This is a genomic window from Pedobacter sp. B4-66, from assembly GCF_018492665.1.
In the GTDB taxonomy this organism is placed as follows: domain Bacteria; phylum Bacteroidota; class Bacteroidia; order Sphingobacteriales; family Sphingobacteriaceae; genus Pedobacter.
Genome location: NZ_JAFVME010000012.1, coordinates 107979 through 124869, shown reverse-complemented (window position 1 = coordinate 124869; position 16891 = coordinate 107979). Strand labels below are relative to the sequence as shown.

The window sequence follows — 16891 nt, the reverse complement described above, 5'->3', positions numbered from 1 at the left end:
TTAAAAAATAAAATGTTTAACTGAATTATCCAAAATTGATGAACTATCCTCTTGTTCCGTATAAATAACATCCATCATAATTCTAATGGCTACTCCATTAATAATTTTTGGATTAGACAACGGCAAATGGTATAAATATTCTTCTATTGTATACTTTACATCTTCAAATCCAAAATTGGATCTGATAGAATTTGTTCCTGAAATTCTACAATTAACTTCGAATGGAATGATATCTCCATCAATTGTAGCTATTGATTGTAAATTCGCGCTACCTCGAATATTAGAATGTCGAATTATTTTCATTAATATTTCTTCCAGTTTCTTATCATATTTACGATTTACTCTGCATTGGTTGGTTGCGCCATTTTCAAGAGTACGTTCAAGATTAATAAAACCATGCAGCTCATTATTTCTATTTACGTAAAAAGCAGTTGTAATTTCGTTTCCTTTAAATAATTCTTGCACCATATACTCATCAGAAAAACCAGAAAATTTTGAAGGATTAAAAAACAAACCTCTTGAACCTCGCCCTTCCCTCGGTTTTACAATAGTTTCAGAAAATTCTTGACTATAGTTACTTGGTAAAAAAGCTTTAGCAAATGGAATTCCATGCTTTTCATGATGGATATATGATTTATATTTATCCAAATAAATTTCAGCTGTTTCCAAATCAGAAACAGCTATCATACAAGAGATCTGATTCTGGTACTTGGATAAATAATATACCTCATAATCGGTTGAAGGTATAATTAAATCTACTTTGTGATTTCGCACAATCTTTTCAATTGCTTCGATATAGAGACTATCATAAGCAAAGGGAACTTCAAAAAACTTATCACATAAATGATTACCTGCAGTAAATTTTACCGTATTACAACCGAAGATTTCAATTGGCATCTTTAGAGATCTAATATTTCTAATGATTCCTTGTCCAACATTCCCTCCAATGCCTGTTACTAATACTCTTTTTTGATCCATTCTTTAAGTTCTTTTAAACCTTCTTTAATATTTTTGAATTCCATTTGCCCTAATTCTTGAAATGTAAAGCTATTATCGTATACAAATGATTTGGAGGAATCTGATCCCGAAAAATTCAAAGAAGTTTCTGGAATTAACTCGATAATCATCTGGGCAATTTCCTTATTAGAATAAGAACTATTACTTACTGCCATTAATTCTGTGTTAATTGGATGCAGTGCAGCTTTCACAGCAATATTTGCTACGTCTACAACATGGATATAATTCTGCATCCTTTCTCCTTCACCTAGTAAAATAATCTCGCCGAATAATAATGCTTTTTCCATTACTTTTGGTAAAAAAGTATCTTTATTCATCCCAGCTCCAAACATGGAAGAAATTCTAATAATTGCATATGACTTACTTTCTTTTACAATTTCCTCACCCCAAAGTTTGCTTATAGCATACTTTGATTTTGGTGATGGTGGTTCGCTTTTCAATATGACACCCTCTTTAGTTCGATTTTCATAAATAGATACACTAGAACAAAAAATAATTCTCGATTCTGGAAATAAATCAATAATTGTTCGTGGCAGGAGAATATTTGCGTCAATTAATTTTTGATCATCATTTGGCTTATTTAGACCCGGAACGTAAGAACTTATCAAATAAATATGACTAAACTCTCTTCCCTTCAATGTACTGAGCTTTTCAACTTGTACAAGTTCAATACATTGAGGAGCTTTGTCCGTATTATGATTGTAAACACCAATAATATTGAAAGTATCCTTCAATAAATTAAAAATAGCTATGCCAAGAAAGTTGTTGATACCCACTATTAAAATCTCAGGTCTATTCATCTTCAGCAGCATTACATATTTTCAATAACCTTCAAATTTGCGGAAAATGTATTATTTTCCCACTTAACTGTTCCCCCATCTAGCCAAGAATTCCCCAATTGTTTCTTTAAAAAATCATATTCCCATCTCGTTGGTTCCAGATTTTTCTTTACCTTAATTTTAAATACGGCATTCTTTAAATTTATTGAATTCTTATTGGCCCAAAATGCGGTAAAATCTCTTAATCCATCCGTTAATTTCTGTTGATTAATCAATGGGCCGTTAACTCTGAACGTCCATTTAGCCCAAATTGGCCCTACTAGGTAAGGTCCAGGCATACCAGCTTTATCAATTACTGGCAACCATTTCTCCAACCCTTTAGAATCTATATATACGATAGCAATTGAATGATTATATCCTGCAAAATGAGCGTCAACAAAAACACCGTGGTGAGTAACTCCAAGAAAAGTTTTCGAAATTTCACCCATGCGATTAGAAATTTTTTCAGAAACCTTTATAATTGGATTATCCGAGATTCCAATAGCGTTTCTAAAGGATTTTGAAAGAGGAGAATTGTATGTCACAATTAATTGAAAAAGACTGATTGTTAATATGCTAAAAAAAGCCAACCCTACTTTCAGATCTTTTACAGTAAAATTATTTAGGATTTTAATCCTATCCTCAGATACTGGTACAGTTGGCGCAACATAGCCACAATTATCATCGGTACAACGTTCCACAGTTCTGTTAATTGCAATATGTCTATAAATTACTTTACAAGCATGATAGATACCTGGTATTCTTAGGGCGAGTGATACTGGCTTTAGATACCATATGGTATTAAATATCTTTATATAAGTATCCAACCCATTGTAAACTCTTCCTTTCATATCAACTGAATATATATCATTCAAGAGCATATCAAATTCGATACCTTTTAGTGTTGGCTCATTTAGATAATTCTCTTGTATGGTAAGGAATTCAATACGGTTCTTTGAATCAAGATGTTCTAAAATTATTCTAGTCCTAACGCATAATGGACATTCAGCATCATAATAAAATTTAATCAATTTTATCGAATCCTTCTTTTTGTGAAAGAGTTTATCCCACCAGGAGGTTGGTATCATGAGAAGATAAATAGCTACTACTCCTAAAGCAAAGAAGGGGATGGGAAAGAAAATCAAAATGCCTAAATGCAAACCGATTCCTATTATCATCACCAAGAATCTTAATTTCTTAATCCAGAAGACAAACAAAAAAATTGTTTCAAAAATCAAGGTCAAATATCCTAATCCTATGACTAAGGGTTTTGAATTCAGCAATAGCGAATTATTATGAATTACTGCTTCTGGTAAAGATCCTGGAAGCCACAATCCTAAACCATGAATCCAAAGTTTCGAATCAAACTTAAAGAAAACAGAATCAAAATATACAAAGCCAATACCCAATAAAATTATCAAATAATAAGATAGTACTGAAACTGTATTTGGAGGATTAAATCTAAATCTAGTATTTGAATATTTTAATTTAACAATTAATCGATCAAAAGAAAGCGACCTTGATATTGGTAGAAACATGAAAAGAAAACTTACAGTTAAATAAGTATAGAACATATGATATTCAAAGGAAGAAATTGTTCCTATCACAATCACAGCCATAACATAATTTACTATTGACGCAATCCTTGTAAATAGACCAAAAACTAAAAATAAAAGTGCAGCAAGCCAGAATAAAAATACGGGCCACATCTCTATTTCTCCTGGAATTAAATATGGTATCTTATCAAAAATTAGATGCCTGAAGCAAAACAATTGAATTACTTCTCCAAACATCACTATGCTGAAAGCAATTCTAAAAATAGCTAGACCTTTACCATCTATTTTTTTATTATAAAGGCTTCTAAAGCTCTGATATATTTTTTTGAACATAATTTATTCTCTTTAAAATCTGATATGTATAAATATCATATCAAATTCCTCTTATCACTGCCATAGTTGCTCTGTGTGAATTTCATTGTTTATATATGAACAAACTACCCAATACAAATTGTTTATAGCTCTAACAACTTTTAGATCTTTATATCCCAACATTTGAACTTCCGATGCTATAAACTTCAAATCCAGTCTGCCTTAATTCTTCTTTGTTTAAAGCGCTTCTTCCATCAAATATAAATGCAGGTCTTTTCATATTCTTGTTGATTTTCTCCCAATCATAGGCATTAAACTCATCCCATTCCGTCAAGATGGCTATTCCATGAGCCTGATTGCAGGCTTCATAAGGATCATTAACAATTCTCACCAATTTTCTATTCAAACTTGCGTCACGTGTGTTTAAATAATCAAGGTCCGCATAAACCTGCTCTGCAGTAACCTTAGGATCATACACAACTAACTCAGCCTCTTCATTGAGCAAATAATCCGCAACATAAATTGCAGCAGATTCTCTTGTATCATTAGTATCCTTCTTAAACGCCCAACCTAAAAAAGCAATTTTCTTTCCAGAAACAGTGTTAAATAACGTCTGAACGATTCTTTCTGCAAATCTCCGCTTCTGATGATCGTTCATGATAATAACCTGCTCCCAATAGGCTGCCACCTCTTGCAATCCATAGCTCCTGGCAATATAAACAAGGTTTAATATATCCTTTTGAAAACACGAACCACCAAATCCAACAGAGGCTTTTAAAAACTTTGGTCCGATACGACTATCCATTCCAATCGCCTTGGATACCTCATTTACATCGGCTTCGGTTTTTTCACACAATTCTGAAATTGCATTGATTGAGGAAACCCTTTGTGCTAAAAATGCATTTGCCGTTAGTTTAGAGAGTTCAGATGACCATAAATTAGTTGTCAATATCTTTTCTGAAGAAACCCAGTTCGAGTAAATTTCAACAAGAGAATCAACAGCATCTTTATCTTCACCGCCAATTAAAACCCTGTCCGGATTAAGGAGGTCTTCTATGGCTGTTCCTTCCGCCAAAAACTCAGGATTTGACAGAATATGGTACCTTACATTATTTCCAGAGTTCTCTAAAATGCTCTTTAGGGCTTCAGCGGTTCTTACCGGCAAAGTAGATTTCTCAACAATGATTTTATCACTATTAGCAACTTCAGCAATCTTTCTAGCACACAATTCAATAAACTTCAAATCGGCGGCCATACCCTTACCCTTTCCATAAGTCTTCGTAGGAGTGTTAACTGAGATAAAGATCATCTCCGCCTCTCTAATCCCTTTATCTACATCTGTAGAGAAGAATAAATTCTTGCCTCTTGACCCTGCCACTATTTCTGATAGCCCAGGTTCGTAAACTGGTAAATTATCTAAATTTTCATCGTTCCAAGCATTTATCCTTGCCACATTCATATCTACAATTGTGACTTTGATATGAGGGCATTGATGTGCAATAACAGCCATTGTTGGCCCACCTACATATCCGGCCCCTATACAACAGATATTTTTTATCTCCATCTTATAATCTGCCATCAACCAAACTTCTATCTAAGCAAGCCTTGGTATCAAAAATTACACCATTGTTACGTTTAATTTTCTGGTAATCAAATCTTAAAAATTCATTGTGAGAAACAGCGACTATAACAGCATCATAAACGGTACCATCGTCAAGTTTATTCAAAATATCAACATTATATTCATGTTTTACCTCCGCTGCATCTGCCCATGGATCATAAATATCTACCTCCAGTCCAAACTGGATTAATTCATCATATATATCAACAACTCTTGTGTTCCTCACATCAGGGCAGTTTTCTTTAAAAGTTACTCCCATGATCAAAGCCTTTGATCCTTTAATTTTATGATCCTTTTGAATCATAAGCTTAACTACCTTATCTGCAACAAAAGCTCCCATCTTGTCATTAACTCTTCTCCCTGATAGTATAACCTGAGGATGGTAACCTAAAGCTTGCGCCTTATGAGCCAGATAATATGGATCTACTCCAATGCAATGCCCACCTACAAGTCCGGGTTTATATTTCAGAAAATTCCATTTAGTTCCAGCGGCCTCAATGACGTCATTTGTATCGATTCCAATACGGTCAAAAATTAAAGACAGCTCATTAACAAAAGAAATATTTACATCTCTCTGTGCATTTTCGATAGCTTTAGATGCTTCGGCGACTTTAATACTAGGCGCTTTATGAGTACCTGCAGAGATTATTGAACTATATAAATCATCCACTCTATCTGCAATTTCAGGAGTTGAACCAGAAGTCACCTTCATAATCTTTGTTAAAGTGTTGATCTTATCTCCTGGATTGATTCGTTCTGGTGAATATCCAGCAAAAAAGTCCTTATTAAATTTTAAACCAGAAAACTTTTCCAAAACAGGCACACAATCTTCTTCAGTACATCCTGGGTAAACGGTAGATTCATAGATCACTATATCCCCAGATTTTAGGATTGCACCTAACATCTCAGATGCTTTAATTAAAGGGGTAAGATCTGGAGATTTAAATTGATCAATAGGAGTAGGTACAGTAACAATAAAAGTATTGTATTTCCTAAGGTCTTCACTATTTGATGAGAACTTAAGTCCTGTTTTTGATTTACTCTCCTTTCTATCAGCTATTACCTTATTTAAGTCTTCGAGATTTGCTTCCTGCGTACGGTCTTTACCCAGAGTGAGTTCATCCACCCTACTAACATTTATGTCAAATCCTAATACATCATATTTTTTTCCAAACTCTATTGCCAATGGCAAACCTACATACCCCAGACCAATAATGGCAATTTTTGAATTGCTAACGCTTAACTGCATAGTGAAATTGAATTAAAATCTTTTAAATAAATCTTTAAAAATAGCCTTAATTGTAGGCTTGTGATGCTGAACATCATCAGAGTAATATCCGTAGCCATAGCCATAGCCGTAGCCGTAGCCATAGCCATAACTACCTCCTAATTGTACACCATTAAGTATAATATTTAGCTTATTAAACTTCTTTGATTTGTAAAGTGAATCGAATTGTGATATTTGACGCTTAAACGTTACACCATGTCTTACTATATATATACTGGCATCTGCCAAACGGGCAAGAATCTGAGCATCGGTAACTAACCCAATTGGTGGTGTATCAATAACGATCTCGTCGAAACTACTTCTTAAGTAAGTGAATAACTCTTCGATATCACTACCGATCAACAGCTCAGATGGATTAGGAGGAATTGGCCCTGAACCTATTACAAACAAATTTTCATTAATTCCCGATGGCTGAACAATCTCTGTCATGTTCGCCTTGCCTATCAAATAATTACTTAGTCCAGTTTTATTACTTAAACTCAAATATTTACTAACTTTTGGCTTGCGCAGATCCAGTTCTAATAAAACAGTTTTTTTACCGCTTATAGCTAAAGCCGTAGCAATGTTACTACCGACAAAACTTTTCCCCTCACCCGACATACTTGAGGTAAGTAGCGTAACAAAACCCTGATTATTAATGTGTTTACCATGAACGAATTGTAAATTCGTTCTAATTGCTCTGAATTGTTCGGCAATCGCCTTTCTGCTATTTGTGCTTACTACTATGGCTTCATTCCCTTCCTCGTACGCAAGTTCTCCCAAAATTGGCGCTGATGTCAATTTAGATATATCTGATGTAGAGATAATTTTATTGTTAATTAGGTCTTTACTGTAAACATATCCAATAGGAAACATTAAACCTAAAATTATAGCAAAAGCATATACAAGTGTTCTCTTGGGTTTAATAGGATTAGTGGAAGCAAATGCGGCATCTACAACTCTACTATCTGCAACTGCTGAGGCATATGATAAGGCAGCCTCTTCCTTTTTCTGTAAAAGGTACAAATAGAGACTTTCTTTAATACTTTGTTGCCTTTTTATATTTATAAATCTTCTTTCCTGACCAGGAATCCTTTTTATCGAGCTCTCATACCGAGAGTTATTTGAGGTTAAACCTTGAATTGTACCTTCTAAAGTAGCCTGAACATTTTTTATACCAGCCTTAATCCCTGCACGCGTTGCCTCAATTTGCTGATTAATAGGTTCAAACATTGGGTTATTGGGTTGCGTAGTTGCCAATAGGCTTATCTTTTTTAATTGCAACTCACTTAATTGATTAATCTGACCTAAAAGTACCGGATCATCAATCCCCATAGTACTTGGCAATTTCTCTTGAGGGCTTTCCGAATCTACATACTTCTGCAAATTCTTTATTATACCCAATTTTAGATTAACTTCATTGAGTTTGGCATCATTAGCCTTAACATTATCCAAATAAAGGGACGCCTCGCTACTTATATCGGTTAAACCCTGACTACTTTTAAACCCCTCAACATCTTTCTCTACTTCAACCAATTCTCCGGTAATCAAAGCAAGCCTCTCATCGATAAAATTAATAGTACTTTGAGTTGTCCTGTTTTTATCAGAAAGAGCGGCCTCATTATAAACTTGAATAAGTGTATTTATTACATCTGTACCCATCTGAGGGACAACGCTTTCATAATTTAACCGCAATACTGTAGACTGTTTAGTTGTTACCTCTACCGTTAAATTTGACAAACAATTATTAACAACTCTTACAGGATCATTAAAAGTAATCAAGAAAACATGCCCTTTATGTCTAGTAAAATATCCTGTTGTATCGATTTTATATGTTCCCAAAAAATTTCTTTGAAATTGATTTAAGATACCTTTAACTCTCTTCCCATTTTCAGCATCTTCTAAAAGATATTCAGTTTTGCTGGGAAAAGTCAGTTTCCATTCTCTTCCAAAATATTGTTCTTTTATCGCAAATGTCTGAAAGTTAATAGGCCTTTCTTCATACATATCAGTTGTAATTACACGTCCTTCGGCGCTCAAATTTACGTTCAAATTAAGCCGTTTTACAACTGTAGCCATTAACGTTTTTGATTGTAGAATTTCAATTTCGTTTTCTACCACTTTTGATCCTCCGAATAGATCAAGTTGACCCAAAATATCATCTGCCGGGCTGCCCTTTTTCTCATCCTTAATTAACAGGGTACTGCTAATTTGGTAAACAGGCTTCGCATATCGTAAGTATAAAAAAGCAAGAGCCAAAGCAAGTACAACTCCTACAAAAAAAACAGGCCAATGAAATAAATATTTGCCAATAACTTCTCTTATGTTTATACTCTCAACTTCTACAATTTCACTTTCTAAATTACCCTCGTTTACTTCTTTATTCATAAATTATCTAACAATTAAAAACGACTAATAATTAATGCTATCACTGACAGTGCTGATAAAACAATACTAACATTTCTATAGCTTGAATCTACACTTGCATATTTAGCATTGCCTGGTTGGACGTAAAGTACATCGTTATTTTGCAAGTAGTAATAAGGTGAATTGAACAAATCCTTACTTTGCATATTGAGTCGAATATATTGTCTATTACCATTCTGCTCCCGAATTAACAAAACATTTTTTCTAACGGCCGTTATACTAAGGTCTCCAGCCATACCTAAAGCCTCCGATACAGTAACTCGCTCACTATTAACAGGGAACACCCCAGGGCGAGCGACATCTCCGAGCACAGAAACTTTAAAATTGATTAAGCGAAGACCAACAACTGGTTCTTTTAAATAATCGACCAATTTACTCTGAACCAGCTTTCTTGCCTCAGTTATTGTTAAGCCAGAAACTTTCACTGATCCAACCAAAGGCAGCTGTATCATACCATCTTGATCGACTATAAATCCATTTGCCGTATTTGCAGGGTTCACATTGACCGCAGTATTACTCTGCAAAGAGCTTGTAGTACCCATGTTAAATATGGCTGAAGCCTCGGGATTTAAACTGCTCACAGTTATAGCAAGAATATCATTCTTTTGAATTGTTAAAATAGTTTGATTCAAAATCTTTTCATGCAAAGCACTATCTACAGGCAAATCTGTAAAGTAAGGAACAGACTTATATTTCACGCCACATGAGCTCATAAAGAGCACAGCGATTATTAAGTAAAAGAATTTTCTCATAGGCTTTTATAGCACAATTATTAAATTTTTCAAATGTAATACTTAAGGTTTACTTCTGAATGATAAAAAATCATTAATTCACAGCGCCATGTACAAACTTCATACCACAAAGTTTTAAATTTTATACTTAGCTTCGTATTGATTAATTATTAATAAAAGAATCAAATGTTTTTCTTCAACCGTTCCAAAAAATCTAATTACACTGATTTTAACTCAATCGGCATTGATATGCACTCTCACCTGATTCCAGGAGTGGATGATGGCGCAAAGGATATACAGGACAGCATTAAATTAATTTCTGGATTAAAAGAATTAGGGTTCCATCACCTGATTACTACACCGCACACTTTACAGGACATTCACCCAAACACGACCGAAACTTTAAAAAATGGGCATTCCAAATTGGATGGAAAATTACCTGAAGGCATAACCTTAAATCTTTCATCTGAATATTACCTGGATGAACAATTTCAAGGTCAACTAAATGAAGGAAATTTAATGCCATTGCCCGGTAACCGTTTGTTAGTTGAATTTAGCCAAATATCAAGACCACATGACTTAGAAGAGGTAATATTTGACATTGGCATAAAAGGTTACCAAGTCATCTTAGCGCACCCTGAACGGTACTTATTCTTCCATAAACATTTCGATTACTACAAAAGAATTAAAGAAATGGGAGTTGAACTACAAGTAAATGCATTGTCCTTAACTGAACACTACGGCAAACACATAAAATCAATTGCAGAAAAGTTAATCGAAAAAGATATGATTGATTTTATAGGAACGGATATTCATCATGTAAGACATCTGGAAACCTTAAAAAGAGTTCCCTCAAGCAAATACTTTGCAAGACTGGTAGATAGTGGTTTACTTAAAAACAAAGAACTGATTTAAAATAGATTTACCAGGCATTCTTATTACCAATAAGTATTTGCCATATGGTCAAAAATGTAATCTTTAAATCTAGCAACAAAGACCAGTTTTCCAAATACCAGATATCAGCATCTACCCGCTCCTCCATAGAGCCATCTTCTCGTGTTTCCCCACGCAAGCCGTTTACCTGTGCCCAGCCTGTTATCCCAGGCAATAAAAAATGACGAACCATAAACTGGTCTATCAAGGCAGAATACTCAGCAGTATGCTGTAACATATGGGGCCGTGGCCCTACAACCGACATATCTCCCATCAATACATTAAAAAACTGAGGCATCTCATCTATACTGTTTCTACGCATAAAGGCTCCAATCTTTGTAATCCGACTATCTTCCTTACTCGCCTGTTTGGTATCAGAATCGCCATTTACACACATGCTCCTAAACTTCCAGCAATAAAAAGGCTCATTGTGTTTACCTGACCTTAGCTGTTTAAAGAAAACCGGCCCCTTAGACTCCATCTTAATCAAAATAGCCATTAAAGGCACCAGCCAGCTCATCACAAAAACCACAACCAACAATGAAAAAACGATATCAAAAATCCGCTTTACCACTTGATTGATCATAATTTCCAAAGGCTCAGTGCGCGGACTAAGAACCGGCAAATGGCCATACAGCTGAACCATTACATTCTTTTTAAAATAATCCTTAACATCCGGAACCAATTTAAATCGGATCATTTCCTTGTCGGCCTGACGCATTAATTGATTAATCTTATGTAAAGCACGATCCGGCAAGGCACAATAAACTTCTCTTATACTACTCTCCCGTACGTAATCTATACACTCTTCAACACTTCCCAAAATATTGATATCTCCATTTTTAAGTGATGGATCATCATCAAAAAAACCGACAACCCTATATCCCAAATGCGTGTTCCTTTCCATATACTTCCTAAGGTCTATTCCCAAAGGTCCTGCCCCTACAATAACTACCTTTTTATAGTTGATCATTTTCGTCCGGCGCGAGCGACGAAGTAAAAGAAAGCCTATTTTAACAAATAGAAGCAATGGAACAAACACCAACAAGGCAACTCCCATTAGCTTGCCCGAAATACTAAAGTCCTTAATAGCAAACAACAAAACTGCTATAACGACAATAAAAAGCAGCAATGACCCCAAAGTCTGTCTTATAGTTGGGATAGCATCTTTAACAAAAATGTCATTATACAGTCGGGTAATCTGAGTTACATTAAACCAGATGAAATTAATCAGTAAAATATGAAGCAGACTAGGGTCGACACCCGAATAACCTAAAGTATGGTGCGTTATGGAATACCCAATAAAAATCGACAAATTAACCAGAAAAAGATCCAATAATATACTTATAGCTTTATAATAAGTACCGTACTTATCTATCATTTATCTGAGTTTTGTTCTATTTTAATTTTATTTGGCCAAAAATATGGATTAAATCCACAAATAGCATGTTTTAATTACCCAAAATATATGGATTAATTATTGCTTATAATATCCTAAATTTGCCTGTCACCTATTTAAATAAACTTGAAGCAATACTTTGTAGGTTCTTACAAGCGCCTAAAACAAACTAACATCTTAGCTAACTTCATCAACCTAAGCAGCATACAACTCTCTAATGCATTGTTGCTGATGTTGATTTATCCAATAATTACACATATTATTGGAATTGAAGCTTTTGGTTTTGTTATGCTTGCTAATACATTTTCAGGACTTGCAGGAATTGCTATCAATTATGGTACCAATCAATCAGGAATAAGAGACATTGCCTTAAATATTAAGAATCCCTATCGGCTTCGTAATGTTTTTTATGTTACGCTCTGGATGAGGTTGTTCATCTTCGTACTCTTTATCCTCACAGTCGCCGCAATGCAATGGCTTAACATTAAATACTATACATTCATTATTCTGGCTATCCCTCTCGTTGCCGCAGAAGTTCTAAATCCATTGTTCTTCTTTACCGGCACAGAGCGGTTAAAGCTTTACAACATAGCTAACCTCATCTCTAAAGTTACAATCATAACTTTAGTCATTATTGTAATCAAAGGCCCTGACGATGCGAAGTGGGTAAACCTGATCATGGGTACTTCAGCTTGCCTTACCTATCTTGCACTTCTTGGCTATGCGGTAATTCACTATAAACTGAAGCTCTTAATTCCCAAAAAGCACGAAATGCTAAAAATTGGGAAAGAAAATTTTTATTTAACCATTAACAGTGTATCAGTCCAGCTTCAACAGTCATTAATGGTATTTGCCTTAGCTAAATGGGGGAGCCCTACCTGGCTTGGAGCATATTCCCTTTGTGATAAGATCATATGGTCATCCCGAATCATGATCATAGCTGTATCCAATGCGATTTATCCAAAAGCTGCTCAATTTTATCAGGAAGGCCCGAAACTTTGGGAAGCTTACATGAAGCGAATGAAGGGTCTGATGGCAATTGTCTTTTCTTTTGGTTCACTCCTTCTGTTTATAATGCCGGGCTTTTTTATCCACTTAATATCCGGCGAGCACAATGAAATGGCCAGCAATTTTCTTAGGATTATGGCATTTGTTCCTGCTGTTGCAGCACTTAATTCTCTTAATGTTGTTGATCTTCTACTCAAAAACAATACACGATCTATTTTTAACATCTCTATAATTCTTTTCATCATCGCCTGTATAACCTGTTTTTTACTGATACAAAGCCGAAGCTACCATTGGCTCGGATTGTACACTTTAATTGTAGAATGCAGTGCCTTAATGATGTATGAATATGTTATAAAGAAATCCAGAAATTATGCCCATCACAAACTTGCCTAAATCCGTTGCCGTTATTTTAATAAACTGGAATAGTTATGAATATACCCATAACTGTATTCAATCTTTATATGAAATGGAATTTCAGGACTTTGACATCATCCTTGTTGACAATGGATCCAAAGATGGTTCAGATAAAAAATTAATTAAAGACTTTCCGAACATCATCTTTCTAAAGATAATAGATAATATAGGTTTCACCGGTAGCAATAACCTTGCATTAAATTACTGCATCAATAGGGAATACAAATATTCAATGCTCTTAAATAACGACACTATTGTAGAACCCGACTTTTTAAAGATCCTGTACGATTACATTAATATCCACCCGGAGGTAGCAGCCGTCCAGCCTAAAATCTATTTTGAGCACGATCGCAATTTGCTATGGAATGCAGGATCATATTTCAACCATTGGACGGGTCAATCTTATACTGAAGGCTATAACAAAAGAATTACTCTAAATTCAGAGAAACTTAAAGAGGTAGACTGGATTACAGGCTGTGGGCTGCTTGTCCGCACCGAACTACTGAAAACATCGGGCCTCCTTGACGAGAGCTTATTCATGTACTATGAAGATGTTGACCTGTCCTTTAGGATAAAAGAATCAGGACTTAAACTAATGTATGTTCCGGATAGCATAATATACCACATTGCCGGTGCTGCATACAAAGCAAAAAAGAAAACCAAGGAAGGTATTGTGAATCCCATTGTCCATTATCATAATGCGCGCAATCAAATATGGATGATCAAGCAATACCTGAACCCCCTCCAAAAAATCATTGCCTTCACCTGCACATTCGCTTATTTTAGTGCCGTGCTGGTCTATTTTCTGTTAAGATGGCGAATCGTAAAATTTAAAACTTACGTAAAAGCTGTTAAAGATGGTATTAAGGGCAAAATGACAAGAAAATACAAATTTGACCCCTCTGTTTAATCGGTATAAAATTTTGCAAGATCATCCCAGGCCTTTATGGCATCAAAACTTTCTTCAATTTCTATTACCCTATCACGATTAAATAAAGATAAAGGTTCAGAAAAATCTGCCTGCTCATTATTAGCTACAATACAATCCTTATTCAAGCGTGATTTCATTTCCTTAGCTACCCTTGCTGCGAATTCTCCCTGAGTCTCAATATAGCCGGTAGGCGCAAATGTTATTGATGAATCTTTTGAAGCCGCCATCCTTTCTATAAAATAAGCATAATAATCAGCCAGTAATTCAACATGAATATTATCTCTTATGTAAAGAGGGGTATTTACAGATCTCGTTTCTCCCCTTATCCAACCGGTAATAAGGTAGTTTAAGAACCTTTTCTCTTCAAAAGCCCCAAAAGGATTACTAATCACGAATTTTCCAATCTTTACCTCAAATAGCTTTGCGTAATAAAGGAACAGTTCATAGCTCATCGATTTAGAAAGACCATATCCGGAATAATGCTTTTGAGGAAGATTATCCTGAACTTTATTGATGTCTTCAAATACCGAACCCGTAACCACAAGCTTGCAGGCTGTGGCAGCGAGCACCTCAAATACCTGATATATATTTTTAGTGTTTGATTTTATAGCTCCTGCAATATCGAAATCAGAATTCTTATAGTTGCTTACTTCAGCAGCATGATGACAAAGAACATCAAATCCCCCTTCCTTTAGCAATTCAACAAATTCAGGATCTCCGAACTTTATGCCAAAATGAGATTTTGTGATTTTCTCTACGCCTTCAATTCTTCTGAAGCGCTCTGGGGCATAGGCTTTACCATTTTCTCTGGTAAAAATAGCAGTCACATCATGTCCACTCGATACCAGTTTCTTAATAAACCAATAACCTGTAAAAGAGCTTCCACCAGTAAAAAGTATCTTCATTATTTTAGATGATAATCCTCATTAAAACCAGGATGATTCAAATCCTTTTCAGAAACAACAACCGGTGTTATTGGCCATTGGATATTAAATCGTGGGTCATTGTAACGAACCCCTCGCTCAAGTTCAGGGGCATAAAACCCGGTACTCATATAAAATGCTTCTGTATCTTCTGATAAAGTAATAAATCCATGAGCAAATCCTTTTGGCACATACATCATAGTACGGTTATCAGCAGTAATCTCATGCCCAAATGATTGTCCGAAAGTTTCTGAGTCCTTCCTAAGATCCAGAATCACGTCATATAAAGCTCCTTTGATGCATCTAACTATTTTAGTTTCTGCTTTCGGCGCAAGCTGATAATGCATTCCCCGAAGTGTCCCTTTATCTTTACTTAATGAGTTGTTGATCTGAACTATTGAATGATCAAGGCCATGAGTCTCAAATTCATTAACACAAAAAGCTCGGGCAAAGAAACCACGTTCGTCTTCCCTCTTTTCCAGATCAATAAGGTATGCTCCCTTGAGTGGCGTTTCTGTAAATCTCATAATTTATTGCTTGATTTTATTCAGGGTATGTTTCAAAGTCCTTAACCTCACGTACCTATCTCCATCAAAATCTTCCTGATTAAAGCCTTTTGTAATATATTTTTGATTCAGTTCCTCCATTCCGGAAGCCAGGGTATAATCTAGTTTAAATCCCGGAGCCAAAGTATTTAACAGATCGAAATTAACTCGGTAATTTCTTGGGTCATCCCCCACTTCACCTGTAAATTTAATACTTGCCGTAGGAACTAATTTCTGTACATAGTCAGCAACATCCTTCACCTGATAATTCTCCTCATTACCTCCAATATTAATGGCCTTGTTATGAACAAGTGCAGCATCTACTGTCATTAAATGAACAAATGCCTTTGCAATATCACTGCAATGAATAAGCGGACGCCATGGCGAACCATCACTCATGATCCTAATCTCTCCTTTTGCATGTGCGCAACCCAGTAAATTATTTACTACCAAATCTATTCGCAACATAGGCGAGAAACCATAAGCAGTGGCATTTCTAAGATATACCGGAGTAAAATGCTCATCCGCCATTAATGAAATTTGCTTTTCAGCTTCAATTTTAGAAATTGCATAGGCAGATACCGGATTAAGTGTATCTGTTTCAGAAAGGTCCAATTTATCTCCTTTACCATATACAGAACAACTGCCTGAGAAAAGGAACCTTTTGATCCCGGCCTTCTTTGCCAGTTCTGCAAGTGCAACGGATCCTTTTAGGTTAACATCATAAGTAATCTGCTCATCAAGATCCCCCATAGGGTCATTGGATATTGCGGCAAGGTGCATGATACAATCATACCCTCTCAAATCCTCTACAGTAAGATTCCTGATGTCCTTGATCAGCTCTTTATCAGGTCTGATAAATGACTCAAATTCGCAGCCATTAAAAAGATCAATATCGCAGCCAGTCACCTCATGCCCTAACTCTTTTAACTGCTTTACAAGGTGCACACCAATATAACCTAAATGGCCTGTTACAAATACATTCATAA

General features: G+C 35.3%; 14 protein-coding genes. 3 read left to right on the top strand and 11 right to left on the bottom strand.

The annotated features are described in order from the left end of the window. The 7 genes from J1905_RS19390 to J1905_RS19360 form a co-directional block, all read right to left on the bottom strand. The gene (locus J1905_RS19390; RefSeq protein ID WP_214228885.1) at nt 1-978 is read right to left on the bottom strand and encodes an ATP-grasp domain-containing protein; all 978 of its coding nucleotides are present in this window, start codon (nt 976-978) and stop codon (nt 1-3) included. Then, entirely contained in the window at nt 957-1817 is an 861-nt protein-coding gene (locus tag J1905_RS19385; protein WP_214228884.1) for an NAD-dependent epimerase/dehydratase family protein, read from the bottom strand. Before J1905_RS19385 ends, J1905_RS19390 begins: the two co-directional genes overlap by 22 nt. 11 nt (nt 1818-1828) lie before the next feature. Next, nucleotides 1829-3724 carry a DCC1-like thiol-disulfide oxidoreductase family protein gene (locus tag J1905_RS19380; protein WP_214228883.1) on the bottom strand — a complete coding sequence of 632 codons (1896 nt, stop codon included), beginning with the start codon at nt 3722-3724 and terminating at the stop codon, nt 1829-1831. 148 nt (nt 3725-3872) lie between these two features. Next, the gene (locus tag J1905_RS19375) at nt 3873-5282 is read right to left on the bottom strand and encodes a nucleotide sugar dehydrogenase (protein ID WP_250318144.1); all 1410 of its coding nucleotides are present in this window, start codon (nt 5280-5282) and stop codon (nt 3873-3875) included. Next, nucleotides 5269-6573: a nucleotide sugar dehydrogenase gene (locus tag J1905_RS19370; protein WP_214228882.1), complete on the bottom strand. Its 1305-nt coding sequence runs from the start codon at nt 6571-6573 to the stop codon at nt 5269-5271. The genes J1905_RS19375 and J1905_RS19370 overlap by 14 nt, the downstream gene beginning before the upstream one ends. 12 nt (nt 6574-6585) lie before the next feature. Then, nucleotides 6586-8979, bottom strand: a complete 2394-nt coding sequence (locus J1905_RS19365; protein ID WP_214228881.1) for a GumC family protein — start codon at nt 8977-8979, stop codon at nt 6586-6588. A gap of 14 nt (nt 8980-8993) precedes the next feature. Continuing rightward, entirely contained in the window at nt 8994-9770 is a 777-nt protein-coding gene (locus tag J1905_RS19360) for a polysaccharide biosynthesis/export family protein (protein ID WP_214228880.1), read from the bottom strand. Nucleotides 9771-9935: 165 nt separating this feature from the next. On the opposite strand from J1905_RS19360, the gene J1905_RS19355 reads away from it, so the two are divergent. Next, on the top strand, nt 9936-10664 hold the full coding sequence (locus tag J1905_RS19355) for a tyrosine-protein phosphatase (RefSeq protein WP_214228879.1): 729 nt from the start codon (nt 9936-9938) through the stop codon (nt 10662-10664). A 7-nt stretch (nt 10665-10671) separates the two neighbouring features. Here J1905_RS19355 and J1905_RS19350 read toward each other — a convergent pair whose 3' ends face one another. Next, nucleotides 10672-12063 carry an undecaprenyl-phosphate glucose phosphotransferase gene (locus tag J1905_RS19350; RefSeq protein ID WP_214228878.1) on the bottom strand — a complete coding sequence of 464 codons (1392 nt, stop codon included), beginning with the start codon at nt 12061-12063 and terminating at the stop codon, nt 10672-10674. Nucleotides 12064-12207: 144 nt separating this feature from the next. Between J1905_RS19350 and J1905_RS19345 the strand changes: the two genes are divergently transcribed. Continuing rightward, the gene (locus J1905_RS19345) at nt 12208-13482 is read left to right on the top strand and encodes a lipopolysaccharide biosynthesis protein (protein ID WP_214228877.1); all 1275 of its coding nucleotides are present in this window, start codon (nt 12208-12210) and stop codon (nt 13480-13482) included. Then, the gene (locus tag J1905_RS19340; protein ID WP_214228876.1) at nt 13460-14413 is read left to right on the top strand and encodes a glycosyltransferase family 2 protein; all 954 of its coding nucleotides are present in this window, start codon (nt 13460-13462) and stop codon (nt 14411-14413) included. The genes J1905_RS19345 and J1905_RS19340 overlap by 23 nt, the downstream gene beginning before the upstream one ends. Here the strand turns inward: J1905_RS19340 and J1905_RS19335 are convergent. The 3 genes from J1905_RS19335 to J1905_RS19325 are packed head-to-tail and all read right to left on the bottom strand — an operon-like array spanning nt 14410 to nt 16889. Next, nucleotides 14410-15339, bottom strand: coding sequence for an NAD-dependent epimerase/dehydratase family protein (locus tag J1905_RS19335; RefSeq protein WP_214228875.1), 930 nt, complete (start codon nt 15337-15339; stop codon nt 14410-14412). The two genes, J1905_RS19340 and J1905_RS19335, sit on opposite strands and share 4 nt — an antisense overlap. Further along, entirely contained in the window at nt 15339-15884 is a 546-nt protein-coding gene (gene rfbC, locus J1905_RS19330; protein WP_214228874.1) for a dTDP-4-dehydrorhamnose 3,5-epimerase, read from the bottom strand. Before rfbC ends, J1905_RS19335 begins: the two co-directional genes overlap by 1 nt. A gap of 3 nt (nt 15885-15887) precedes the next feature. Next, the gene (locus J1905_RS19325) at nt 15888-16889 is read right to left on the bottom strand and encodes an NAD-dependent epimerase/dehydratase family protein (RefSeq protein ID WP_214228873.1); all 1002 of its coding nucleotides are present in this window, start codon (nt 16887-16889) and stop codon (nt 15888-15890) included. Nucleotides 16890-16891: the final 2 nt, after the last annotated feature.